A 21,223-nucleotide genomic window follows, 5' to 3' on the forward strand; every position below is an offset into this window, starting at 1 on the left:
TGATTCATTCTTTGGACGCCAGTTCGGTGCCGGGAATGGTCAGGTGCTGGCCGATCTTCAGCTCATCGCTACTGAGGTTGTTGGCACTGCGCAGCGTCGCGGGGGACACCTGATAACGCACGGCGATCATCGCCAGCGTCTCGCCCGGGCTCACGCGGTGATCGCGCGGGCCTTGGGCGATCTTGCCGGAGTCGCGCAGCCAGGCGATGTAGGTGCCCGGTGGCGGATTCTGCTGGAAGAACTGGCGCACGCCGCTGCTGATCGAACGCGCCAGCGCCTGCTGGTGGCTTGAAGCCGAGAGCTTGTTCGCTTCGTTGGCGTTGGAGATGAATCCGGTTTCGACGAGGATCGACGGGATGTCCGGCGACTTCAACACCATGAACCCGGCCTGCTCCACGCGCTGCTTGTGCAACGGAGTCACGCGACCGATGTTGGTCAGGACTTTCTGGCCGACGTTGAGGCTGGAGGTCAGCGAAGCGGTCATCGACAGGTCAAGCAGCACGCCGGCGAGCATGCGGTCCTTGTCGTCGAGGCTGACGTTGCCGGCACCACCAATCAGGTCAGAACGGTTTTCGCTGTCGGCCAGCCAACGGGCAGTTTCCGACGTCGCGCCGCGATCAGACAGGGCAAACACCGAGGCACCGAAGGCTGCCGCAGACGGCGCAGCGTCGGCGTGGATCGAAACGAACAGGTCGGCGCCCTTCTTGCGGGCAATTTCGGTACGGCCGCGCAACGGGATGAAGTAGTCGCCGGTACGGGTCAGTTCGGCGCGGAAACCTTTCATGCCGTTGACCTGACGCTGCAGCTCGCGGGCGATCTGCAGCACCACGTCTTTCTCACGCTGGCCGCGCGAGCCGGACGCACCCGGGTCTTCGCCGCCGTGACCGGCGTCGATCACCACAATGATGTCGCGCTTGCCAGCCGGGGCCGGTGGCAACTTGATCGCCGGTTCAGACGGTGTCACCGGCACTGCCGGCACGGTGGCGACCGATGGCGTCGGGGCTGGCGGCGGCGCGGCATCGGCCGGGTTGTCGAACAGGTCGACCACCAGACGATTACCGTATTGCGCGTTCGGCGCCAGCGAGAAACTTTTCGGGGTGACGGCTTTTTTCAGGTCGATGACCACTCGCAGATCGGTCGGCGTGCGCTGGGCCGAGCGCATCGCGGTGATCGGCGTGTTAGCAGTCGAGACCTTTAACGGCGCCCCCAGGGTGGCGCCATTGATGTCGATCACCAGCCGATCCGGTGCGGTCAGGGTGAAGACGCTGTGCTGCACCGGACCGCTCAGGTCGAAGACCAGTCGCGTGTTGTCCGGCGCCCGCCACAGGCGCACGCTGTTGACCTTTGTCTCGGCCACAGCGTTGACGGTTACTGCCATCAACATCAGTCCAACGGCAGCCACCAACGCGCGAAAGCGCATACCTAACCCCATCATTTAATTGGATTCCAATGCCAAAGCGGCACACCAGGCCTCGCCACGCGAGCCCTGGGATAAAATTTTCAGCGAACGCCCGCTGTCTTGCGGGCTAATGGTAATGGTCAGGTCAGGCTTTGGCAAAAAGCCTGCACCTTTATCGGGCCACTCGATCAGGCACAGTGCATCGTCTTCGAAATAGTCGCGGATGCCGAGAAACTCCAGCTCCTCCGGATCGACCAGGCGATACAGGTCGAAGTGGAAGGCACGCACGTCGCCGATCTCGTAGGGTTCGACCAGGGTGAAGGTCGGACTTTTTACCGCGCCGACATGCCCCAACCCACGAATGATGCCCCGCGACAGGGTGGTTTTGCCCATGCCCAGATTGCCTTCCAGGAAAATCAGGCCGTGGCCTTGGGTAATGCGGGCGATCCGTGCGCCAAAGTCGCTCATGGCCTGTTCATCGGCCAGGTACAGGGTTACTTCAGACACGGTGCATGCTCCTCCAACAACTGACGAATGACTGGAATCAGATCTCTGGCCGCCAGTCCACGGCCGAATTTACCTTGTTGCGCGCCGGCATTGGCGTGCAGCCAGACTGCCAGGCACGCGGCATCGAAGCCGTTCATGCCTTGGGCCAACAACGCGCCAGTCAAGCCGGCGAGTACGTCGCCCAGGCCGGCGGTGGCCATGGCCGGATGGCCTTGATGACACAGCGCCAGACGCCCATCGGGGTGGGCGATCAGGCTGCCGGCGCCTTTGAGCACGACGACGGCCGAGTATTTTTTGCTCAACGCCCGCGCGGCGGCCGGACGATCTGCCTGCACCTCGGCAGTGCTGATCCCTAACAGGCGCGCCGCCTCGCCCGGATGCGGGGTGATCACGCATTCCTTGGGCAGACTGACAAATCCGCTCGCCAGCAGATTCAATGCGTCGGCGTCCCACACCTGTGGCAGCGGCGCATTGGCGGCAGCGGACAACAGTGCCCGCCCCCAACTCGCCTGTCCGAGTCCCGGACCAACCACCAGCACCGAAACCTTTTCCAGCAGCCCCATCAACTGATTGGCCGACGACGTGCCGAGCACCATGACTTCCGGCATCCGCGTCAGCGCTGCCGGGACATGTTCCGCACGGGTTGCCAGCGACACCATGCCCGCGCCGCTGCGCAAGGCCGTTTCGCTACTGAGCAGAATCGCCCCGCCAAAACCCTGATCGCCACCGATCAGCAGCAAATGCCCGAAGCGCCCTTTGTGTGCCGCGGGCGCACGCGGGGCCAATCGTGGAAGATTAGCCGCCGAGAGACGCAGAGCGCTGACAGGAATGTCACGGTAGATGTCGGCGGCGGCTTGCAGATCGTTAAACACCAATGCCCCGACCTGATCCGCCGCATCCCCGGTGAACAGGCCGAGCTTCAAGCCGATGAAAGTCACGGTAAGGTCAGCGTGAACCGCAATGCCGAGGACATGTCCAGTATCGGCAGACAGCCCGGAAGGAATATCCACCGCCACCACCGGCAGGCCACTGGCATTGATCGCCTTGATCGCAGCGGCATACGGCTCACGGACATCGCCGGCCAGCCCGGTGCCGAGCAAGGCATCGACAATCACCCCGCGCAGCTCGCTTTGCGCAGCCCAGCTCTGCACGGCGACGCCATCGCTAATGGCCTGCGCATAAGCCTGCGCCGCGTCGCCCTGCAAGCGTTGCGGATCACCGACTGCGAGCACCCGCACCGCCCACCCGGCCCGGTGCGCCAGCGCGGCGATCAGAAAACCATCGCCGGCGTTGTTGCCATGCCCGGCAAGCACAGTCATTTCGCTCGCCGACGGCCATTGCCGCACCAATGCGCGCCAGGTCGCGTGCGCGGCGCGCTGCATCAATTCGAAGCCCGGCGTACCCGCAGCGATCAGCCGCGCATCGAGTGCTCGCACCTGTGCGGCGCCATACAGCGCGTCGGGTAATTGATCTTTCGTGTGCGGCATGCGTCTTCGGGCTCCGATGTCTGGCAGAATTATACGCACCTCAGCTCCGGTTTCTCTCGCCTCATGTCCGCCATCACCACAGATCTGCCCGCCCTCGCCCAATCGATCAAGGATTGGGGCCGCGAGCTGGGCTTCCAGCAAGTCGGCATCAGCGGTCTGGACCTGGCCGAGCATGAGCAGCACCTGGAGCGCTGGCTCGCCGCCGGCTACCACGGCGAAATGGATTACATGGGCGCCCACGGCAGTAAACGCTCGCATCCGGAGCAACTGGTTCCGGGTACGTTACGCGTGGTTTCGCTGCGCATGGACTACCTGCCCGGCGACACGCAAATGGCGCAAATGCTCGCGCAACCGGAGAAAGCCTACGTTTCGCGTTATGCCTTGGGCCGCGATTACCACAAATTGATCCGTAAACGTGTGCAGCAATTGGCTGACAGGATTCAATCCGAGATCGGCCCGTTCGGTTTTCGCGCCTTCGTCGACAGCGCCCCGGTGCTGGAAAAAGCCATCGCCGAGCAGGCCGGGCTGGGCTGGATCGGCAAAAATACCCTGGTGCTGAACCGCAAGGCCGGCAGCTATTTCTTCTTGAGCGAACTGTTTGTCGATCTGCCGCTGCCGGTGGACGAACCGCACAGCAGCGAACATTGCGGGCGCTGCACGGCGTGCCTGGACATCTGCCCGACCAACGCCTTCGTCGGCCCCTATGTGCTGGACGCCCGGCGCTGCATCTCGTACCTGACCATCGAGCTGAAAAACGCCATCCCCGAAGACCTGCGCCCACTGATCGGCAACCGCGTATTCGGCTGCGACGACTGCCAGATCGTCTGCCCGTGGAACCGCTTCGCCAAGCCATCCGGGGAAAGCGATTTCAAGCCACGGCACAACCTGGACAACGCCGAACTGGCGGAGCTGTTCATGTGGGACGAGGACAAATTCCTCAGCAGCACCGAGGGTTCGCCGCTGCGCCGTGCCGGTTACGAGCGCTGGTTGCGCAATCTGGCGGTCGGGCTGGGCAACGCGCCATCGAGCATTCCGGTGCTGGAAGCCTTGAAGGCGCGCCGTGACTACCCATCAGAGCTGGTGCGTGAACATGTTGAGTGGGCGCTGAAACAGCACGCTGAACGCCGTAATTGAGGCTATGCCGGCTTTCTCCACTTGGCTGTGCGCCCCTTACCTGTCGGCTCAATCAGCCCTTCTGCTTTCAGTGATCGTAAAACCAGGCGCACTGTATCGCGACTGACTCCCGGACAGGACTCTTCAATTTCCGAGATGGAAAAAGGGAGGACTCGCTTCAAGGCTTCGTCTCTGATTCGGTCGCTTTTACCCCCTCGGCGCTTCTCAATCGTACCCACTCGCTCTTCGAACTCTTTGTACGCTCTAAGCAATGCCCCCCAAAAATAATCCATCCATGGCCGAACATCATGCGTGCCCTCGTGCCATCCCTGAGAACTCAGTTCGAGTGTTGCGTAATAGCCCTCCTTTGACTCCTCGAATATCCGTTCAAGACTGATAAATCGCCCGACTCGGTAATCAAATTGATAGAGCAGCAGCAATGGCAGCAGACGAGCGACGCGACCATTTCCGTCAGAGAAGGGGTGTATGCAAAGGAAGTCGAGGACCGTAAGCGGCACTAAAACCAAAGGGTCAGCCAGATTCAATGCCAGCGCCCGGTGGTAATGCCCCAGGGTTTCAGTCACCGCAATAGGGGTCATATGAGCAGGAACAGGTTGGAAGCGAATCCGCGATGAACCATCGGCATGACGCTCGATGATGTCGTTGTTCATCGCCTTCCATTCACCACCATCCTGAGGTAGATAGCGGTAAAGAAGACTGTGTAATTGTCTAAGTACACCTTCGGAAAATGGCATCCCATCGGCAGATTCATGGATGAGTGACAGTGCGTCCCGATAGCCAGCAATTTCCTGTTCGGATCGGCTCTTGGGATCAGTGTTTTTGCTCATCAGTGACTTCAGCCGCGCTGGCGCGACAGTTACACCCTCCAGTCGGTTAGATGACTCCGTGGATTCGATTACGGCTATCTGCGTAAGCCCTTGGAGGACCTGCGGCGATTGAGCAACGAACAGTTGTTGCTTACCCCGAAACTCTCCCAATGCACGAAGCGTCGCAATCTGAAGACCGTCGAAGCGCAAGGCGTCAAGAAATTCCGGGGTGAGTGAGTGCATGATTCAGGCAGCCGTCTAAATGAGGTAAAAAGACTTAAATAGGGTATTTCATGACAAAATACCCCTTTTAGGCTTTATTTTTTACCCTTTTTAAAGGCGCAGCATCTATTCAACATTCCCGACAGAATATTTCCACGCGCCCGCCAGCGTGACGTCAAGGTGCGTCGTTATAAACGAACTTGGGCATTTCCCAGTGGAAACGAATGGCCAGCAACCGCAACAGAAAACCGCCGAACAAGGTAATCAGAATCGCCTGTTCGCTCGGCACATTCAGGTACAGGCAGAGCATGTAGCACCACGCGGCGGCGAACGAGACGCTGGCGTACAGTTCGCGGCGGAAGATCAGCGGGATGTCGTTGCAGAAGATGTCGCGCAGGATGCCGCCGAAGACGCCGGTGATCACACCGCTGACCGAAGCCACCAGCATGCCGTGGCCCATTTCCAGCGCGGTCATGCAGCCGATCAGGGTAAACGCCACCAGACCGACCGCATCGAGCACCAGAAACAATGAGCGCAGGTGACGCATCCAGCGTGCGGTGAATACAGTGAGCATCGCGGCGGCCGAGGTCAGCACCAGGTATTCCGGGTGCTTGACCCACGTCAGCGGATAATGCCCGAGTAACACATCGCGCACCGAACCGCCGCCCAATGCCGTGACGCAGGCGATCAACACCACCCCGAACCAGTCCATGCCGCGCCGCCCGGCAGACAGCGCGCCGGTCATGGCTTCAGCGGTAATGGCGATCAGATAGAGCATCAGCAACATGGCGGCGGTCCTGGCAGGAAGGCGCGCAGTCTAGCCATTTCAGCGCCGCACCAGAAGGGGGCGCGCTCCGGGATGCATTTCTGACTTGAATCTTACGGGACTCTGACGCCCTCTTCGCGAGCAAGCCCGCTCCCACAGGGGGAACGCATTCCAAATGGTGGGAGCGGGCTTGCTCGCGAAGACGTCAGGGCAGACACCCCTCAATCAGAACTTGATGAAATGCTTGCGGTAGTGCTGCAGCTCGGCGATCGACTCGCGGATGTCGTCCAGCGCCAGGTGGGTGCTGCCCTTCTTGAAGCTGTCGCGCACGTCCGGTGCCCAGCGTGCGGCCAGCTCTTTGAGTGTCGACACGTCGAGGTTGCGGTAGTGAAAGTAGCTTTCCAGTGCCTTCATGTGGGTATAAAGGAAGCGACGATCCTGGCAGATGCTGTTGCCGCAGATCGGCGACTTGCCCTTCGGTACCCATTTCTCGAGGAAAGCGATGGTTTCGGCCTCGGCCTCGGCCATGCTGATACGGCTGTCACGCACGCGCTGGGTCAGGCCCGAGTTGCCGTGGGTGCGGGTGTTCCACTCGTCCATGCGGGCGAGCACTTCGTCACTGTGGTGAATGGCGATCACCGGGCCTTCGGCCAGGGTGTTCAGGTCACTGTCGGTGACGATGGTCGCCATTTCGATGATGACGTCGTTTTCCGGATCCAGACCGGTCATTTCCAGGTCGATCCAGATCAGGTTCTGCGGGTTTTGCATATTCGGGCTCCTAGGCAATGCTGCGCAGTTTAGCCTAGGCCGGTGCCCGGGCGTGCTAAACTCGCGGCCGTTTTACCTAATCGCTGCATTCTTCAGACGGAACACCCATGGCCAAACGCCAACTCAATCGTCGTCAAAACTGGCGCATCGAAAAGATTCAGGGCGAGCGCGCCGCCCGCGCCGCCAAACGCGAGTCCTCGGCGGTCGAAGCCCTCGAGGGCGGCGACCTCGGCCCCGAGCAACACGGCCTGGTGATCGCCCACTTCGGTGTGCAGGTCGAAGTCGAGGCTGTGGACGGCGAACAGGCCGGCCAGGTTTTCCGTTGCCACTTGCGCGCCAACCTGCCGGCGCTGGTGACTGGTGATCGGGTGGTCTGGCGCGCCGGCAACCAGGGCATCGGGGTGATCGTCGCGCAACTGCCGCGCACCACCGAACTCTGCCGCCCCGACAGCCGAGGCCAGCTCAAGCCAGTGGCCGCCAACGTCGACATGATCGTCATCGTCTTCGCACCGCTGCCCGAGCCGCATGCCAACCTGATCGACCGCTACCTGGTCGCTGCCGAACACGCCGGCATCCGCCCGTTGCTGTTGCTGAACAAGTTCGACCTGATCGACGAGCAGAACGCCCCGGCGCTCAATGCCCTGCTGGCGGTGTACCGCACGCTGGGTTATCCGGTGCTGGAAGTCTCGGCGCATCACGGCAATGGCATGGAACAGTTGCAGAAGCAGCTCGACGGGCGCATCAGCGTGTTCGTCGGCCAGTCCGGCGTCGGCAAGTCGTCGCTGGTCAACAGCCTGCTGCCGGAAGTCGAGACCCGCGTCGGCCCGTTGTCGGAGCTGTCCGGTCAGGGCACGCACACCACGACCACCGCACGCCTGTTCCACTTCCCGGGCGGCGGCGAGTTGATCGACTCCCCGGGTATCCGTGAGTTCGGTCTGGGCCACGTCAGCCGCGCCGACGTCGAAGCCGGTTTCATCGAGTTCAACGACCTGCTCGGCACCTGCCGCTTCCGCGACTGCAAGCACGATCGCGAACCCGGTTGCGCACTGCTCAAGGCCCTGGAAGACGGCCGCGTGCAGCAGCAGCGGATGAACAGCTACCGCTCGATCATCGCCAGCCTGCCGGAAAACGGTTACTAAACATCTGCACCGGCAGCCTCTCGCCCGAGGGCTGCCGGATGTCGGACCGCGCCTGACAAATCCTCGATTCCGTTAAACGTCAGACTCTTCTGACAGACTCGTTCGCACCTGTTTGCAGGACATTTCTCTTTCACCGCCCAGCCCTTGTAGGCTCGCGTCAGATGCCTAGATTGGGGTCCTCCTTCGCACCTTCGCGACCTTCGAGGAACCCCATGCAGACCTACCATTTGTTCATCAGCCATTCGTGGAACTACGCCCACGCTCACGACAATCTGGTACGCCTGCTCGGCGCCAGACCGGATTTCAGTTTCAAGAATTTTTCCGTGCCGCCGCACAACCCGATCATGGGCGCACAGACCGACAAGCAGCTCGAAGAAGCCATCGAGAACAAGATTCGCCCGTGCTCGGCGGTGCTGATCATGGCCGGGATGTATTCGACTTACAGCAAGTGGATCAACAAGGAAATCGAGATCGCCAAGCGCATGGGCAAAGTGATCATCGCGATCAAGCCGTTCGGCGCCGAGCGTATTTCCAGCGTCGTGCGTGACGCGGCGCACGCCGAGTGCGCGTGGAACACCAACAGCATCATCGGTGCGATCCGTCAGCACACGGCGGTGTAACCATGCGCAAGGGACTGTTTATCGGCATCAACCACTACGACCACGTCTCGCCCTTGAGCGGCTGTAACAACGACGCCATGGCCATGGCGTCGGTGCTGGAGCGTCATGCCAACGGGCGACCGAACTTCAGCAGCAAAGTGCTGACTTCAGCCGAAGAAAAACTCACGCTCAGCCACATGAAACAGCAGATCCAGAGCCTGTTCTCAGGCGATTGTGACGTGGCACTGCTGTACTTCGCCGGCCATGGTCAGTTTGACACCAGCATCGACGAAGGACTCCTGATTCCCCAGGACTATCAGCCTGGCGGAGACGGGATCCGCATCAGCGACATTCTGGAGTGGGCGGACAAGGCCCCGCACATCAAGAACAAAATCATCATTCTCGATTGCTGCCAGGCCGGCGCAGCAGGCGCCATGCGCAATCTGCGTGGCGGCAGCAGTGTGATCGGCGAAGGCGTGACCATTCTCACGGCCTGCAAAAAAGAGCAGTACGCCCTGGAAAGTCGCGGTCATGGCGTATTCACGGATCTGTTGCTGCAAGCGCTGCACGGTGGCGCTGCCAACGTACTCGGCAAGGTCACCCCCGGTAGCGTTTACTCGTTTGTCGACAATGCGCTGGGCGCCTGGGAACAGCGTCCGGTATTCAAGACCAATGTCTCGCAGTTCGTACCGCTGCGCGAAGTCGCGCCGCTGATTGCCGAGGAAACCCTGCGCAAACTCAAGGACTGGTTCCCCGAGCCAAGTTTCGTCTTCCGGCTTGATCCCAGCTACGAGCCCACCGAAGCACTGTTCGACCCCGAACACGGCGACATCTTCAAGCAACTGCAAATGTGCAACCGCCACAGCCTGATCGAACCGGTGGATGCCGAGCACATGTACTACGCCGCGCTCCACTCCACGGGCTGCCGCCTCACGGCGCTCGGCGCCTATTACCGTGAACTCGCCCTCAAAGGACACTTCTGATGCCCGTATTCATCAGCTACCGCCACATGGATCGCCCGCAGGCCATGGCGATCAATGCGCAATTGATGCAGGCCAATATCAAAACCTACCTCGACGTGCTCGACCCAGAATCGCAGACCACCGATGACATCACCGGCGTGATCACCCGCAACATCACCGAATGCACACACCTGCTCGCGGTGGTTTCAGAGAAAACCGCTCTGTCGTGGTGGGTGCCGTTCGAAATCGGCGAAGCGACGATCAGCAACCGCCGGATCTGCTCGTTCCGCACCGGGCCGGCAAAGCTGCCGGAGTATCTGGACAAGTGGCCGAAGCTGAGCACGGCCAGTGATCTGAATTTCTTCATCGATGCCTATCGTGAAGAAGTATCGAGCAAGCGCTCGATGACGCTGGATTCGAGCAACGAATCCTTCAGCGGCACCTATAAGCGCAACGCCGATCTTTTCCATGAACAACTGAAGAATCGGATTCGGCGCGGTTTCTGAGGCCAATCGACAGCCACAAAAAAGCCGACATCACTGTCGGCTTTTTTGTCGCTCACTGCTTCGGCGCAGGGGCCGGTGCAGCGGCTGGCGGAGCTGTTGGCGCTGGCGCCGCAGTCCCCGGCACTGCCGGTTTTGGTGCAGCGTCGTCGAACAGGTTCAAGCGTTCGCGCAACTCGTGCGCCGGCACAGGTTGCTGATCCGCCGGCAGCGCGTTCGGATCGACCGGCGTCGCCGGAGCGGCGCCGTTCTGACCTTCGGCGGCAGGCTTGGCCGCGTCGGCACCTTGCGAACCTTCGATGGCCGCCTGGGCCTTTTTGGTCAGGACCACAATGTCGATGCGGCGGTTGACCGGGTTGAACGGGTTTTCCTTGTCGAACAGCGCCGACGAGGCGTAACCGACGACCCGCGCCACCTGCGAATCCGGATAGCTGCCTGCCACCAGCGCACGCCGCGCGGCGTTGGCACGGTTGGCCGAGAGTTCCCAGTTACCGAAATCGCCGGTGCCGGTGTACGGCTTGGCGTCGGTGTGGCCGCTGATGCTGATCTTGTTCGGCACCGCTTTGATGGTGTCGGCCATGGCCAGCAGGATGTCTTCGAAGTACGGCTTCAGACGTGCCGAGCCCGAGTCGAACATCGGCCGGTTTTCCGCGTCCATGATCTGAATGCGCAAGCCGTTCGGGGTGATCTCGAACAGGATCTGATCCTTGAACTTCTGCAGCTGCGGGTTCTCGTCGACCTTGTTCTGCAGTTCTTGCAGCAACAGCTCCAGGCGCTCTTTCTCGACCTGCTCGGCCATGCCTTCGACCTGTTCGGTGTCGACCGTGACCTTGTCCGGTTGCGGCTGCGACTTCACCTCAGGGTTGAGGGTGTTTTCTGGGGCCAGGGTCGGCGTGCCGCCCAGATCAATGATGTACGGCGTGCCACTTTCGGAGAAGCCGACCGGGTCCTTGAAGTAACCGGCGATGGCGATCTTTTGCTCAGGCGTTGCGGTGGACAGCAGCCACAACACCAGGAAGAACGCCATCATCGCCGTGGCGAAGTCGGCGAAGGCGATTTTCCACGCCCCGCCGTGGTGCCCACCGGCTATGCGCTTGACGCGCTTGATGATTATCGGCTGATTATTTTCCATGGCTTAGCGACCGCGAACGGCTTGTTCCAGCTCGGCAAAGCTTGGACGGTGCGCCGGGTACAGAACCTTGCGCCCGAACTCCACAGCCAGCGATGGCGGCATGCCGGAAGCCGACGCTACCAGCGAGGCCTTGATGGCTTCGTAGACGTTCAGTTCTTCCTTGGCATCGTGCGCCAGGGAATGCGCCAACGGCCCGAAGAAGCCGTAGGCCGCGAGAATACCGAAGAAGGTACCGACCAGTGCCGCACCCACGTGCAGACCGATGGATTTCTGATCGCCTTCACCCAGGGACGCCATGGTCACCACGATACCCAGTACCGCCGCAACGATACCGAAACCAGGCATGGCGTCGGCGATGCCGTTCACCGCATGGGACGGGTGCTCGAGATCTTCCTTGAGGCTGTAGAGTTCCATGTCGAACAGGCCTTCCAGCTCATGCGGAGCCATGTTGCCGGAGGACATGATGCGCAGGTAATCGCAGATGAACGCGGTCATGCGTTCGTCTTTGAGCACGGCCGGATACTTGGCGAAGATCGGGCTCGCGGCAGCGTCTTCGATGTCGCCTTCGATGGCCATCATGCCTTCGCGGCGGCTCTTGTTGAGGATCTCGTAGATCAGGCCGAGCACTTCCAGATAGAACGTGTGGCTGAAGCGCGAACTGAACATGCTCAGGGATTTCTTGAGCACGTGCATCGTCATGTAACCGGGGTTGGCCTGGAGGAATGCACCGAGGGCCGCACCACCGATGATCATCACCTCGAAGGGCTGGATCAGGGCGGCAATTTTGCCGTGGGAGAGCACGTATCCGCCGAGCACGCTCGCGAATACGACGATGATGCCGATAATTTTAGCCATAGGTAGAAAGTACTTATTTAAGTCGGGTTCAAGGTCATATTCGGAAGTTAAAAAATCTCTTCTTCTACTTATCGGCAAAACTGCGCCAGACTATAGCCAGTTCAGGCGAAAAGCCAATTTAGCCCATGCCGGGCGCGTCTACAGTCAGTGAAGATCTCGTCCAGACATGGCTAATGAAACGAACGTCCCACACGCAAAACCGACCACGCTCGAGGGCTGGGTCAAACTGCTCGATGGCGTGCGCCTGCCCGTGCCGCAAGAGGCGCACGACAAGGTTTGCCGGGCGATCCGCGATAACCGCAGCTCGTTGCGCGATATCGCCGACCTGATGCAGGACAGTCCGGCGCTGGCCTTGAGCATCATCCGTGAGGCAAATCGTCACACCCACGGAACCATGGCCGCTGCGGCGGAAAATCTCGAGGTGGCGATCAACCGTCTGGGCCTGGCGCGTACCGAAGAATTGCTCGCACGTCTGCCCGTCGAACCGCAGATGCAGATCCCCAAGGCCTTGCGCCAACTGCAGATGATCAGCCAGCACGCGACACAACAGGCCAACGGTTTTTTTGCCAGTCGCCTGGCGCGCCTGTGGCAGGACATTCACTGGGGCAGCCTGTTGTTTCTGTCGCCGTTATGGCCGCTGGCGCTGACGTTTCCCGAATTGCTCGAAGAGTGGGAGCTGCGGGTTATCCACAAGGGCGAATCGGCGCGCACGGTCGAGAAGCAACTGTTTGGCGTGCGCCTGCTGAAGATCGCCGAAGCGCTGGTGCAAGTCTGGCACCTGCCGATCTGGGTGCAGCAGGGTTATAAACTGCTGCTCAGCGAACAGCGCGAACTGGTGAAAGTTCTGCGCATCGCCCGCGATAGCGAACATCCGTTGCGCCAGCAGAATCGCCTCGACGACGATCCGACCCTGCGCCGCTGGCTCAACCAGCCGGCCAACACCGTGTTGCTGGCCAACGGCCTGGCGCTGTCGGCACAACAGGCCTGGGACAGTCCGCACAGCGAGCGCTGGCAGTACCTGACCAGCCTTTATCTGCAAATCTCGATGGACGAAGTGCAGCAGCAGTTGCACCAGCAAGCCGCCAACAGTGCGCGCCAGCATGCCATGCCCGATCTGTGGCACCCGGCCGTTTCATTATTATGGCCATGGGGCACCCATCGCTTGCCGGCCGGGATGCTGCCGGCGGCGGCGCCGAATGCCGAGGATCTGACTCAATGGCGCCGGCAATGCGCCGAACTGCTGGCCGAGCCGAGCCGCTTCACCAATGCCATGAGCCTGACCGTCGCCGCCCGTGATGCGCTGGTCGCCAGCGGCATGCGCCGGGTGATGATTCTGATGGCCGACCGCACGCAATCGAATCTGCGGGTGAACCAGACCTTCGGTTTGCCGAAGGAAGCCGCCGCGCTGAATTTTGTCGTCAGTCAGAGCAAAGTCTTGCAGCGCCTGCTCGCACAGCAGGCACAGGTACGGATCACCCCCGAGAACAACGCACAGTTTTCCGCATTGTTACCGCCGGGCCTGCGTGCGCTGTTCCGTGGCGAGCATCTGTTCCTGCGCTCGCTGGTCAATAACGGCCGGGTGATCATGATCGTCGTCGCCGACCAGGGCGGTGGGCCGTTCGCCGACATCACCGTGCGGGCTTTCGGCAAAACCGCGCAGTGCATCGAAAAGGCCCTGCACAGCTTTAGCAGCCGTGGTCGATGAGGCTGCGCTACAATCCCCCCCTTTGTGCTCTGGAGACCTCACATGTCTGACTTCTCTGGCTTGCCGCTCGTCATCGAACCGAGCGACCTGCTCCCTCGGCTGGATGCCAGCGAACTGATTCTGGTGGACCTGACCAGTGCCGCCCGCTATACCGAGGGCCATCTGCCCGGCGCACGCTTTGTCGACCCCAAGCGCACCCAGCTCGGCCAGCCGCCGGCGCCGGGGCTGCTGCCGGCCAAAGCCGATCTGGAGGCGTTGTTCGGTGAGTTGGGCCATCGTCCAGACGCGGTCTACGTGGTCTATGACGACGAGGGCGGTGGCTGGGCCGGGCGTTTCATCTGGCTGCTCGACGTGATCGGTCACGACAAATACCACTACCTCGACGGCGGTCTGCCGGCGTGGCTGGAAGCCGGCATGCCGATGTCGATCCAGGTTCCGCCTGCTGTGGGTGGGCCGGTGGCGCTGACCCTGCACGACGAGCCGACGGCAACCCGCGAATACCTGCAAAGCCGTCTCGGCGCCGCCGATCTGGCGATCTGGGACGCACGCGGGCCGCTGGAATATTCCGGTGAGAAAGTGCTGGCCGCCAAGGGTGGACACATCCCCGGCGCCGTGAACTTCGAGTGGACCGCCGGCATGGACAAGGCGCGTCAGTTGCGGATTCGCACGGACATGCCGCAGATCCTCGAAGACCTCGGGATCACCAAGGACAAAGAAATCATTACCCACTGCCAGACCCATCACCGGTCGGGCTTCACTTATCTGGTGGCCAAGTCCCTCGGTTATCCGCGGGTCAAGGGCTACGCCGGTTCCTGGGGCGAATGGGGCAACCACCCTGATACGCCTGTCGAGATTCAAGGTTCTAAGGACAACTAATGAAAGAGCGTCTGTTTATCCTCAGCCAGTACCTGCTGCCTCATCACCTGCTGTCGCGCCTGGCCGGCTGCGTCGCCGAGTGCCGCGTGCGCTGGTTCAAGAATGCCTTCACCCAGTGGTTCGCCAAGCGTTATCAGGTGGACATGTCGCAAGCGCTGGTCGAAGACCTGACCGCCTATGAGCACTTCAACGCGTTCTTCACCCGAGCCCTGAAAGACGGCGCGCGGCCACTGGATCAGACCCCGGGCGCGATCCTCAGCCCGGCCGACGGTGCGGTCAGCCAGCTCGGCCCGATCGAACACGGTCGGGTGTTCCAGGCCAAGGGCCACAGCTTCAGCGTGCTGGAACTGCTGGGCGGTGACACGGCGAATGCCGCGCCGTTCATGGGCGGCGACTTCGCCACCATTTACCTGTCGCCGAAGGATTATCACCGCGTGCACATGCCGCTGGCCGGCACCCTGCGCGAGATGGTCTACATCCCGGGCCGGATCTTCTCGGTCAACCAGACCACTGCGGAAAACGTTCCGGAGCTGTTCGCCCGCAACGAGCGTGTAGCATGCATTTTCGACACCGAACGCGGGCCGATGGCCGTGGTGCTGGTCGGCGCGATGATCGTCGCTTCGATCGAAACCGTGTGGGCCGGTCTGGTCACCCCACCGAAGCGCGAACTGAAAACCTTCCGCTACGACGAAGCCGCCCGTGCGCCGATTCATCTGGAAAAAGGTGTGGAACTGGGGCGCTTCAAACTGGGTTCGACGGCGATCGTGCTGTTTGGCCCGGATCAAGTGAAATGGGCTGAAGAACTGGTGGCGGGTTCGCCAGTGCAAATGGGCCAGGCCCTGGCCCTGCCGACGGCCTGAGCCGGCTGATCCGCCCTTTCACATGTCTGTGAAGGGGCGGACACGACCTGGGAAGCGCCGTTACTCTATCTGCCCACGGAAGCCGATCGGCCCTTCGTTGGCGTAGGTATTGGTGCCACTGAGGTTTTTCCCTCCATCGCTGGAAGTGACGCTCAACGCGACAACGTTCTGATTGTCCCGGCCACCGATCACCCACTTGCCGCCCGGATGCCATGGGGCATCATTGCCACCCCACTGGTTCTCGACGTTGTATTGATTCTGACCGGTGCGCTGCGCCTTGAAGCCAATCGGGCCTTCGCCGGCGTAAGTCATGGTGCCGGTGAAGCTTTTGCCGCCATCGCCCGACTTGATCTCGATGGCGACGACTTGCTGGTTGTCCCGCCCGCCCAGCACCCAGGTTCCACCCGGATGCCACGGTGCCGAACTGCCGCCCCATTGATTTGCCACTGCATATTTAGACATGAACCTCATCTCCTTGAAGTTTCGGGAGACCTGCCCGAGGTTGACGGACAGGCCGTGCAACCGTGCGTTTCCGATCGCACGTCTGAGAGACTAGTAGGGCTTGTTGAATGGCATCCGGCCAGTAGACCAGCGGTCAAAAAGCCTGACACCATCCGGCGAAACAGACCACAGCTGCTAGAGTTCTTGGTGTTGCCAATTTCGCCGCTGGAGCCAGTCACGGCATGAGTGAGTCACGCCCCCAACCCTCCCTGCGCGCCTCGATCCCGACGCAAACGCGCCTGTCGTTCTGCGAAGCCACCCCGCGCGATCTCAAGCGCTGGATCGCCGGCCTGCCCAAGGCCAACATCGGCGAAACTGCCCGCCAGTTGTATCAAGGCCTGGGCGAACTCAACCAATTGCTCACCCCCAGTGACAATCGCCTGCAACTCCTCGAACTGCTGCGCCCTGAGGTTTACTTCGTCTGCCAGCATCTGGAGCGGCATTTCCTGCATCAGGCGATCATGCTCGATGACCGTTCGCGCAAGATCAGCAACCTGTGTCAGGCGCTGCAAAGTCATCTGGCTATCGGCTACAAGCAGATCGTTCTGCGCATTGTCCCCAAGTATCACAAGGATCGTGCGGCGCTGGTCAGTCAGGCCCTGCAACGGGCCGCGCATGCGCTCAAGGGGCAACTGCTGCGGGCGACGCAGCTGTACAGTCCGCCGCCGGAACATCTGTGGTTCGAGCTGCATCAGTTGTATCGCTGCGCTTGCGCCTTGCAGTTGCAACAGCGTCGGGTGCATGACGATCTGGCGAGCCTGAGCAGCGAACTGAGCCTGGAACAGACCTACATCGCCGCCCTGCTGCTGGGCAGCGCCCGTTGCAATCAATTGCGGCAGAACCAGATCGCCCGGCTGGCCGAAGTGCTGGAGCCGTGGAGTGCCCTGCTCAAGCTGCATCCCGGCAGCCCGCAGGATGGACTGTTCGCCATCAGCGCTGAACTGGACGCCGGCCCGCGCTACCGCAGCATGTTTCGCAAAGAACAACAGGGCGCATTGCTGGGCTTCGATCCACAACCGCTGGTGAACATGATCGAAGCGCATTTACTGCAGCAGGAGACGTCGACACCGCTACCGGTCCCGGCAGGACTGAGCCTCGATACCCTGCAACATTTGCACGCCAGTTGGGGCCAGGCCGCCGAGCGCAGTTTTCAGCGCACCGCCGGTCAAGGCAGCCTGACCGTGTGCGTCGGCATGAGCGCCCTGCACTTTTACCTGGGCGGCGAACGCAGCTTCAGCGAACTGCTCAAACATCCCGGTGCCCGCGCGGCCAATTTCAGTCGCGTCGTGGTCCAGGGCGAAAAGGACAGCTGGAGCCAGGCCTTCGACGCCGCACCGCAGGGCGCGACTGAAGAGTTGCTGCCGTACGAAGAAATCCAGTACGACCATCTGGGCGAAGACGAGAGCAACGCGGACAGCCCTCCACACTATCCGACCTACAGCTTGCCGGTGATCAACCACAGTCCCGGCGGCTATTGTCTGGCGTGGCCGAGTGAAGTACCCGCCGAATTGCAGGCCGGGGAAATGCTCGGGATTCAGGACAGTGCGAATCAGGGCTGGAGCATCGCGGTGGTGCGCTGGATTCGTCAGGTACGCGGCAGCGGGCCGCAAATGGGCATAGAACTGGTCGCGCCACACGCCGAACCTTGCGGTTTGCAACTGGTGCGCTCGCGAGATGATCACAGTCAGTATTTGCGCGGTCTGCTGCTACCGGAGATCAGCGCCATCGACTTGCCCGCGACCTTGCTCGCCCCGCGCCTGCCGTTTCAGGAAGGCAATAAAGTGCTGATCAACACCCACGGCGAAGAACACCGCGCCGGGCTGGATCGACGGGTGGCGAGTACGCACAGTTTCAATCAGTTTGCCTATCGCTCGCTGGAAGCCGCGCAGAATGGCGGGGGCGAGGAGGATTTCGATTCGTTGTGGAAATCGCTTTAAGTACCCGCCGATGGATCGGCGGCGCTACCTTCGCGAGCAGGCTCGCTCCCACACTGGAATGCATTTCAACTGTGGGAGCGAGCCTGCTCGCGAAGAGGCCAGTCAGACGATAGAGATGTCAGAGCTGCCCGTCGCGATCGCGGAAGCCCAGCAGATACAGCACACCATCCAGTCCAAGGGTGGAAATCGCCTGCTTCGCCGACTGTTTGACCAGCGGCTTGGCGCGGAACGCCACACCCAGCCCGGCAATCGCCAGCATTGGCAGGTCATTTGCGCCGTCGCCCACGGCGATGGTCTGCTCCAGACGCAAGCCTTCCTTGTGCGCCAGTTCCTTCAGCAGATCCGCTTTACGCTGCGCATCGACGATCGGCTCGATGGCCACGCCGGTGCACTTGCCGTCGACCACTTCCAGTTCGTTGGCGAACACGTAGTCGATGCCGAGTTTGGCCTGCAACTGCTTGGCGAAGTAAGTGAAGCCGCCGGACAGGATCGCGGTCTTGTAGCCCAGGCGCTTGAGTTCGGCGAACAAGGTTTCGGCGCCTTCGGTCAGGCGCAGCGAAGCGCCGATCGAGTCCAGCACGCTGACATCCAGGCCTTTGAGCAACGCCAGGCGCTCTTTGAAGCTGGCGCGGAAGTCCAGTTCGCCGGCCATCGCGCGCTCGGTGATGGCCGAGACTTGCTCGCCGACACCGGCGGCCTTGGCCAGTTCGTCGATGACTTCGGCTTCGATCAGCGTGGAGTCCATGTCGAACACCGCCAGACGCCGGTTGCGGCGGAACAGCGAATCTTCCTGGAAGGCGATGTCGACGTTCAGCTCCTGCGCAACGCTGAGGAATTCGGCACGCAGCGCCTGCGGATCTGCCGCTTCGCCACGCACGGAGAACTCGATGCAGCCCTTGCCCTTGTCCGCCGGAGTGTCCAGCGGCATGCGACCCGACAGACGGTCGATATGGTCGATGTTCAGGCCATATTTGGCGGTGATTGAGCTGACCGCCTGCAATTGGCCGGCGGTCACTTTGCGGGTCAACAGGGTGACGATGTGGCGTTTCTTGCCCTGATTGCCCACCCATTGCTGGTAATCCTCTTCGGACACCGGGGTGAAGCGCACCTGCTGGTCGAGCTCGTAGCCCTTGAACAGGATGTCCTTGAGCACGGCTTTGCCTTGCTCGGAGTCGGGAATCTCGACCAGGATGCCGAACGACAGGGTGTCGTGGATCACCGCCTGACCAATGTCGAGAATGTTCACACCACCTTGTGCCAGAACGCCGGTAATGGCCGCAGTCAGACCCGGACGGTCGACTCCCGTGATGTTAATCAGGACGATTTCGCGCAACGCGCACCCCCGCAACTGGAAAAAAACCGCATTCTACCCACTTTCAGTGACCATCGGGCACCGCGAGCGCTTTGCCGGTCTAGGGCCTGTCGCTATACTGCGCGTCAACTTCACGGACAAAAGAGCCGAGCTCAGTGAACCGGCCCACGCCAGTTAAAACCGATAACTTCTTCCTGCTGATCTTCCGTGCACTGCGCCACCGCCGTGTGCCGATTGCATTGCGCATTGCCAGCCATAACGTGATCCTGGTCGCTCTGGCCCTGGTGATCTATGCCGGGGTGATGGGCTTGCAGTTCAAGCAGGCCATGCACGAGCAGGCCGATGCGCTGGGCGAAAGCCTGACCACGCAGACTGCCACCTCCGCCACTGAACTGTTGGTGTCCAACGACATCCTCAGCCTCAACGTGCTGCTCAACAACCTGACCAAGAACAAGCTGGTGGCACACGCCGCTATCTATAGCGTGGACAACCGCATCCTCGCCGAATCCGGTCAGCGCCCCAAGCACAGCCTGCTGGGCGAAGCCGAGGGCATGTACGAGAGCAAGATCACCTTCCAGGACGTGACTGCCGGGCAACTGCGCATCAGCCTGGACATGGATCAGTTCCAGCAGCCGATGACCATCAGCCTGCAGAGCATGGGCATTCTCAGTGCAATCCTGCTGGCCTTGTCGCTGGCCCTGAGCCTGCGCATGGGGCGCTATCTGTCGACGCCGTTGCTGCAATTGCGCGTCTGGCTGCGGCGCATCGACGAACACACGCCGGGCATAGATCGTCAGGACGAAATCGGCGATCTGGCGCGTCAGCTGCACGCCAACTACGCTCCGGAGCCTGCGCCTGAACCTGAGCCAGAGCCGGAACCCGAGTTCGAGGAAGAGGATGAGCCAGAGTTCGAAGTGCGCAACCTGCGTGACCCGAGCTTTGACGAAACCCGCCCGATGGCCGCGCAAAAACCGGCGCCGCGCCACGTGGTCAGCACCGTTGAAGACGATGATGACGACGAAGACCCGTTTGCCGATCTGCGCGACGAGTCGCTGACCGAAGCTGTTCCGGCGCCGCGTAAAGCGACACCAAGCGTGCCGCAGCACAGCGCGGTGCTGGCGATCCAGCTGGGTTCGCAAGAGCAACTGCGGCGCCTGCCGCGTGCCCGTCTGGAAGAGTTGCTGGAGCGCTATCGCGATTGTCTCGATCAGGCCGCTTCGCTGTATCAGGGCGAAATCGAAACCCTGAACGATGGCAGCACACTGATGCTGTTCCACACCGAAGACAGCGGTGACGACTACCTGACCAACGCCATCTGCTGCGGCGAGTTGCTGCGGGCGCTGGGCCATCAGTTGCAGATCGAAGTCGCCGACAGCGGCATCACCCTGCAATTGCAACTGGGCCTGACCCTGGGCGACGAGTTGTTCGGCCTGAGCCAGATCGACCTGCTGCTGACCGATTCGGCTCAGGATGCACTGGCCCTGTCGCAACACAGCCGCAACCTGCTGCTGGTCGAGCGCAAGATCGGTGACGACGCGCTGATTCGCCAGCGTGCGCGGATCCGTCCGATCGCCAGCCCGGAAGGCGCTTGCTGTGTCGAGCGCTTGATGGAGCCGTATCCGTCGATGCTTGAGCGACAACTGGCGCGGATGCATGAGCGCCGGGCGTAAGCCTTAGGCCTGAAACACAGAAGCCCGCAGACGAGCGATCGTCTGCGGGCTTTTTTGTTGCCTGCGATCTTTTATGGCGCCTG

20 protein-coding genes are annotated in these 21,223 nt (G+C 61.4%); 10 read left to right on the plus strand and 10 right to left on the minus strand.

What is annotated here, in order from left to right; genetic code table 11:
- Nucleotides 1–4 precede the first annotated feature (4 nt).
- The 3 genes from ACM6I7_RS17775 to ACM6I7_RS17785 are packed head-to-tail and all read right to left on the minus strand — an operon-like array spanning nucleotide 5 to nucleotide 3,393.
- Nucleotides 5–1,384 carry an N-acetylmuramoyl-L-alanine amidase gene (locus ACM6I7_RS17775; RefSeq protein ID WP_371260346.1) on the minus strand — a complete coding sequence of 460 codons (1,380 nt, stop codon included), beginning with the start codon at nucleotides 1,382–1,384 and terminating at the stop codon, nucleotides 5–7.
- Nucleotides 1,385–1,435: 51 nt separating this feature from the next.
- Entirely contained in the window at nucleotides 1,436–1,906 is a 471-nt protein-coding gene (tsaE, locus tag ACM6I7_RS17780; RefSeq protein ID WP_098966932.1) for a tRNA (adenosine(37)-N6)-threonylcarbamoyltransferase complex ATPase subunit type 1 TsaE, read from the minus strand.
- On the minus strand, nucleotides 1,894–3,393 hold the full coding sequence (locus ACM6I7_RS17785) for an NAD(P)H-hydrate dehydratase (protein ID WP_150369529.1): 1,500 nt from the start codon (nucleotides 3,391–3,393) through the stop codon (nucleotides 1,894–1,896). The genes tsaE and ACM6I7_RS17785 overlap by 13 nt, the downstream gene beginning before the upstream one ends.
- A 63-nt stretch (nucleotides 3,394–3,456) precedes the next feature.
- On the opposite strand from ACM6I7_RS17785, the gene queG reads away from it, so the two are divergent.
- Nucleotides 3,457–4,527, plus strand: coding sequence for a tRNA epoxyqueuosine(34) reductase QueG (gene queG, locus ACM6I7_RS17790; protein WP_097089863.1), 1,071 nt, complete (start codon nucleotides 3,457–3,459; stop codon nucleotides 4,525–4,527).
- A 2-nt stretch (nucleotides 4,528–4,529) separates the two neighbouring features.
- Here the strand turns inward: queG and ACM6I7_RS17795 are convergent, their stop codons facing one another.
- The 3 genes from ACM6I7_RS17795 to orn form a co-directional block, all read right to left on the minus strand.
- Nucleotides 4,530–5,576: a Fic family protein gene (locus tag ACM6I7_RS17795; RefSeq protein ID WP_414888964.1), complete on the minus strand. Its 1,047-nt coding sequence runs from the start codon at nucleotides 5,574–5,576 to the stop codon at nucleotides 4,530–4,532.
- Nucleotides 5,577–5,730: 154 nt separating this feature from the next.
- On the minus strand, nucleotides 5,731–6,342 hold the full coding sequence (locus ACM6I7_RS17800) for a trimeric intracellular cation channel family protein (protein WP_003221099.1): 612 nt from the start codon (nucleotides 6,340–6,342) through the stop codon (nucleotides 5,731–5,733).
- A 204-nt stretch (nucleotides 6,343–6,546) separates the two neighbouring features.
- The gene (gene orn, locus ACM6I7_RS17805) at nucleotides 6,547–7,089 is read right to left on the minus strand and encodes an oligoribonuclease (RefSeq protein WP_003221098.1); all 543 of its coding nucleotides are present in this window, start codon (nucleotides 7,087–7,089) and stop codon (nucleotides 6,547–6,549) included.
- A gap of 107 nt (nucleotides 7,090–7,196) precedes the next feature.
- Here orn and rsgA point away from each other — a divergent pair, with 107 nt between their 5' ends.
- The 4 genes from rsgA to ACM6I7_RS17825 all read left to right on the plus strand — a co-directional run bounded on the left by rsgA (nucleotide 7,197) and on the right by ACM6I7_RS17825 (nucleotide 10,295).
- Nucleotides 7,197–8,228: a small ribosomal subunit biogenesis GTPase RsgA gene (gene rsgA / locus ACM6I7_RS17810; protein ID WP_123585491.1), complete on the plus strand. Its 1,032-nt coding sequence runs from the start codon at nucleotides 7,197–7,199 to the stop codon at nucleotides 8,226–8,228.
- 212 nt (nucleotides 8,229–8,440) lie between these two features.
- Nucleotides 8,441–8,848 (plus strand): TIR domain-containing protein, encoded by a 408-nt coding sequence (locus ACM6I7_RS17815; RefSeq protein ID WP_103368233.1) that lies wholly within the window; start codon nucleotides 8,441–8,443, stop codon nucleotides 8,846–8,848.
- A 2-nt stretch (nucleotides 8,849–8,850) separates the two neighbouring features.
- The gene (locus tag ACM6I7_RS17820; RefSeq protein ID WP_135294832.1) at nucleotides 8,851–9,810 is read left to right on the plus strand and encodes a caspase family protein; all 960 of its coding nucleotides are present in this window, start codon (nucleotides 8,851–8,853) and stop codon (nucleotides 9,808–9,810) included.
- Entirely contained in the window at nucleotides 9,810–10,295 is a 486-nt protein-coding gene (locus ACM6I7_RS17825) for a toll/interleukin-1 receptor domain-containing protein (protein ID WP_027611406.1), read from the plus strand. The genes ACM6I7_RS17820 and ACM6I7_RS17825 overlap by 1 nt, the downstream gene beginning before the upstream one ends.
- Before the next feature lie 52 nt (nucleotides 10,296–10,347).
- On the opposite strand, the gene motB is transcribed toward ACM6I7_RS17825, so the two are convergent.
- Both motB and motA read right to left on the minus strand, forming a co-directional pair.
- Entirely contained in the window at nucleotides 10,348–11,424 is a 1,077-nt protein-coding gene (gene motB / locus ACM6I7_RS17830; protein WP_134785299.1) for a flagellar motor protein MotB, read from the minus strand.
- Nucleotides 11,425–11,427: 3 nt separating this feature from the next.
- Entirely contained in the window at nucleotides 11,428–12,279 is an 852-nt protein-coding gene (gene motA, locus ACM6I7_RS17835; RefSeq protein ID WP_007952169.1) for a flagellar motor stator protein MotA, read from the minus strand.
- 166 nt (nucleotides 12,280–12,445) lie between these two features.
- Between motA and ACM6I7_RS17840 the strand changes: the two genes are divergently transcribed.
- The 3 genes from ACM6I7_RS17840 to asd are packed head-to-tail and all read left to right on the plus strand — an operon-like array spanning nucleotide 12,446 to nucleotide 15,720.
- Nucleotides 12,446–13,984 carry an HDOD domain-containing protein gene (locus ACM6I7_RS17840; protein WP_414888965.1) on the plus strand — a complete coding sequence of 513 codons (1,539 nt, stop codon included), beginning with the start codon at nucleotides 12,446–12,448 and terminating at the stop codon, nucleotides 13,982–13,984.
- 42 nt (nucleotides 13,985–14,026) lie between these two features.
- The gene (rhdA, locus tag ACM6I7_RS17845) at nucleotides 14,027–14,860 is read left to right on the plus strand and encodes a thiosulfate sulfurtransferase (RefSeq protein WP_098966921.1); all 834 of its coding nucleotides are present in this window, start codon (nucleotides 14,027–14,029) and stop codon (nucleotides 14,858–14,860) included.
- Entirely contained in the window at nucleotides 14,860–15,720 is an 861-nt protein-coding gene (gene asd / locus ACM6I7_RS17850) for an archaetidylserine decarboxylase (protein WP_414888966.1), read from the plus strand. Before rhdA ends, asd begins: the two co-directional genes overlap by 1 nt.
- A 60-nt stretch (nucleotides 15,721–15,780) precedes the next feature.
- Here the strand turns inward: asd and ACM6I7_RS17855 are convergent, their stop codons facing one another.
- On the minus strand, nucleotides 15,781–16,182 hold the full coding sequence (locus tag ACM6I7_RS17855) for a hypothetical protein (RefSeq protein WP_027611401.1): 402 nt from the start codon (nucleotides 16,180–16,182) through the stop codon (nucleotides 15,781–15,783).
- Nucleotides 16,183–16,403: 221 nt separating this feature from the next.
- Here ACM6I7_RS17855 and ACM6I7_RS17860 point away from each other — a divergent pair, with 221 nt between their 5' ends.
- Nucleotides 16,404–18,158, plus strand: coding sequence for a molecular chaperone (locus ACM6I7_RS17860; RefSeq protein ID WP_414888967.1), 1,755 nt, complete (start codon nucleotides 16,404–16,406; stop codon nucleotides 18,156–18,158).
- Nucleotides 18,159–18,276: 118 nt separating this feature from the next.
- Here ACM6I7_RS17860 and serB read toward each other — a convergent pair whose 3' ends face one another.
- Nucleotides 18,277–19,491, minus strand: coding sequence for a phosphoserine phosphatase SerB (gene serB / locus ACM6I7_RS17865; protein WP_007967407.1), 1,215 nt, complete (start codon nucleotides 19,489–19,491; stop codon nucleotides 18,277–18,279).
- A 134-nt stretch (nucleotides 19,492–19,625) separates the two neighbouring features.
- Between serB and ACM6I7_RS17870 the strand changes: the two genes are divergently transcribed.
- Entirely contained in the window at nucleotides 19,626–21,140 is a 1,515-nt protein-coding gene (locus tag ACM6I7_RS17870; RefSeq protein WP_096794755.1) for an AhpA/YtjB family protein, read from the plus strand.
- The last annotated feature ends 83 nt before the right edge of the window (nucleotides 21,141–21,223 follow it).

This window comes from Pseudomonas sp. IT-93MI4 (assembly GCF_949767635.1).
GTDB classification, from domain to species: domain Bacteria; phylum Pseudomonadota; class Gammaproteobacteria; order Pseudomonadales; family Pseudomonadaceae; genus Aquipseudomonas; species Aquipseudomonas putida_A.

Coding starts and splice junctions, on each gene's coding strand:
- ACM6I7_RS17775 (WP_371260346.1), bottom strand. CDS start 1,384: ATGTTGATGGCAGTAACCGTCAACGCTGTGGCCGAGACAAAGGTCAAC.
- ACM6I7_RS17785 (WP_150369529.1), bottom strand. CDS start 3,393: ATGCCGCACACGAAAGATCAATTACCCGACGCGCTGTATGGCGCCGCA.
- queG (WP_097089863.1), top strand. CDS start 3,457: ATGTCCGCCATCACCACAGATCTGCCCGCCCTCGCCCAATCGATCAAG.
- ACM6I7_RS17795 (WP_414888964.1), bottom strand. CDS start 5,576: ATGCACTCACTCACCCCGGAATTTCTTGACGCCTTGCGCTTCGACGGT.
- ACM6I7_RS17800 (WP_003221099.1), bottom strand. CDS start 6,342: ATGTTGCTGATGCTCTATCTGATCGCCATTACCGCTGAAGCCATGACC.
- orn (WP_003221098.1), bottom strand. CDS start 7,089: ATGCAAAACCCGCAGAACCTGATCTGGATCGACCTGGAAATGACCGGT.
- rsgA (WP_123585491.1), top strand. CDS start 7,197: ATGGCCAAACGCCAACTCAATCGTCGTCAAAACTGGCGCATCGAAAAG.
- ACM6I7_RS17815 (WP_103368233.1), top strand. CDS start 8,441: ATGCAGACCTACCATTTGTTCATCAGCCATTCGTGGAACTACGCCCAC.
- ACM6I7_RS17820 (WP_135294832.1), top strand. CDS start 8,851: ATGCGCAAGGGACTGTTTATCGGCATCAACCACTACGACCACGTCTCG.
- ACM6I7_RS17825 (WP_027611406.1), top strand. CDS start 9,810: ATGCCCGTATTCATCAGCTACCGCCACATGGATCGCCCGCAGGCCATG.
- motB (WP_134785299.1), bottom strand. CDS start 11,424: ATGGAAAATAATCAGCCGATAATCATCAAGCGCGTCAAGCGCATAGCC.
- motA (WP_007952169.1), bottom strand. CDS start 12,279: ATGGCTAAAATTATCGGCATCATCGTCGTATTCGCGAGCGTGCTCGGC.
- ACM6I7_RS17840 (WP_414888965.1), top strand. CDS start 12,446: ATGGCTAATGAAACGAACGTCCCACACGCAAAACCGACCACGCTCGAG.
- rhdA (WP_098966921.1), top strand. CDS start 14,027: ATGTCTGACTTCTCTGGCTTGCCGCTCGTCATCGAACCGAGCGACCTG.
- asd (WP_414888966.1), top strand. CDS start 14,860: ATGAAAGAGCGTCTGTTTATCCTCAGCCAGTACCTGCTGCCTCATCAC.
- ACM6I7_RS17855 (WP_027611401.1), bottom strand. CDS start 16,182: ATGTCTAAATATGCAGTGGCAAATCAATGGGGCGGCAGTTCGGCACCG.
- ACM6I7_RS17860 (WP_414888967.1), top strand. CDS start 16,404: ATGAGTGAGTCACGCCCCCAACCCTCCCTGCGCGCCTCGATCCCGACG.